The sequence below is a fragment of the Flexivirga sp. YIM B11880 genome (assembly GCF_058148645.1).
In genome coordinates this window covers 1-1,358 of the sequence record NZ_JBMAMH010000036.1, presented here as the reverse complement: position 1 = coordinate 1,358, position 1,358 = coordinate 1, and the positions used below count along the sequence as shown (strand labels likewise).

The window sequence follows — 1,358 nt, the reverse complement described above, 5'->3', positions numbered from 1 at the left end:
GGAGATGCTCCTATATCTGTCAAGCGGCGTTTTGGAGTGGTTGTTCGGCCGGGACTGGCAGGGTGACAGATTCGGTGAGGGCGTCGCGGATGAGGTGCTGGATGTGGCGTGCGAGGTAGCGTTTCAGGCAGCGGATCGCGTCGCGTTTGGACAGTCCGTCGGCGGTGCGGCGGGCGATGTAGTCGCGTGTTGGCTGGTGGTGTGACATCCGGTTGATGATCACTTGGTGCAGGGCGTGGTTGCCTTGTCTGTCGCCGCCACGGTTGAGGCGGTGCCGGTTGGTGCGTCCGGAGGATGCTGGGATCGGTGAGGCCCCGCAGAGGGCGGCGAACGAGGCGTCGGACCGTAACCGGTCGGGGTTGCCGCCGGCGGTGACCAGGAACTGGGCTGCGGTTTGCAGTCCGATGCCGGGTTGGTGCAGTAGTTGCGGACATGCCCGGGCGACCAGTGGGGCTAGGTCGGCGTCGATGTCGTCGATCTCGGTGTCGAGTGCTTGGTAGCGGCGAGCGAGTCGGCGCAGCGTGGTCTTCACGGCTTGGTCGGCTTGGTGCAGGCGCGTGGGGTCGGGGCGTAACCGCGCGCAGGTGGTGACCAGCTCGGCGGTGGGCAGGTTTTGTAGTTGAGCACGCAGGTCCGCCGGTGCGGTCAGTACGTGTGCGCGTAGCGAGTTGATAGTGGCGGTACGGGATTTCATCGCGCTGCTGCGTCCTGAGCGCAGTACGGCGATCGCTTCGATCATGCCGGTCGTGTCCTTGGGGGCGGTGGTAGCCGTCCCGGCCAGCACGGCGCGGGCTGCCATGAGCGCGTCGATCGGGTCGGACTTACCTACGCGGCGGCGGGTCCCGCGGTCGGGGCGGTTGACCTCGATCACCCGGGCGTCCGCACTGAGCAGGTGCCGGGCCAGGGCGGCACCGTAGGAGCTGGTGCCCTCCACGCCAACGGCTACGACGTGTCCGAGCGCGGTCAGCCACGCCCACAACTGGGCGTATCCGTCAGTGGTCACCGGGAAGGTCGCGTGCCCTAGTTCCTGGCCGCGTTCATCGATAGCTGCGACGGTGTGGGTGTCGCGGTGGGTATCAACGCCGCCGATGATTCCGGGTCGATCTTCTACCATCAGATGCATCCGTTCTCTTGCTTGGTACGGGTGGACGGATGCGTGCCGGCTGGCGCCGGGTAGACAGCACATAGACGAGGCCCGGTACGGCCACGCTCCTATCAGGTCATATCCCGCCCGGCCGGCACGCGCATGCTGGGCAAGAGGACCGATCTCCTGGAAGACAGCCCCACAACACCAGGGACGTCGGCGTATCGAAGAGTCACCCTTGCCCAGCACACGATCATCATCTATGCGTATCGAG

General features: G+C 66.1%; 1 protein-coding gene. It reads right to left on the bottom strand.

Annotation, left to right across the window (positions count from 1 at the left end; translation table 11 throughout):
- Positions 1-19: 19 nt before the first annotated feature.
- Positions 20-1,114, bottom strand: a complete 1,095-nt coding sequence (locus ACN8HC_RS19715) for an IS110 family RNA-guided transposase (RefSeq protein WP_490076542.1) — start codon at positions 1,112-1,114, stop codon at positions 20-22.
- Positions 1,115-1,358 lie beyond the last annotated feature (244 nt).

Excerpts from the sequence above, each read along its gene's own strand:
- ACN8HC_RS19715 (WP_490076542.1), bottom strand. The coding sequence starts at position 1,114 with ATGGTAGAAGATCGACCCGGAATCATCGGCGGCGTTGATACCCACCGC.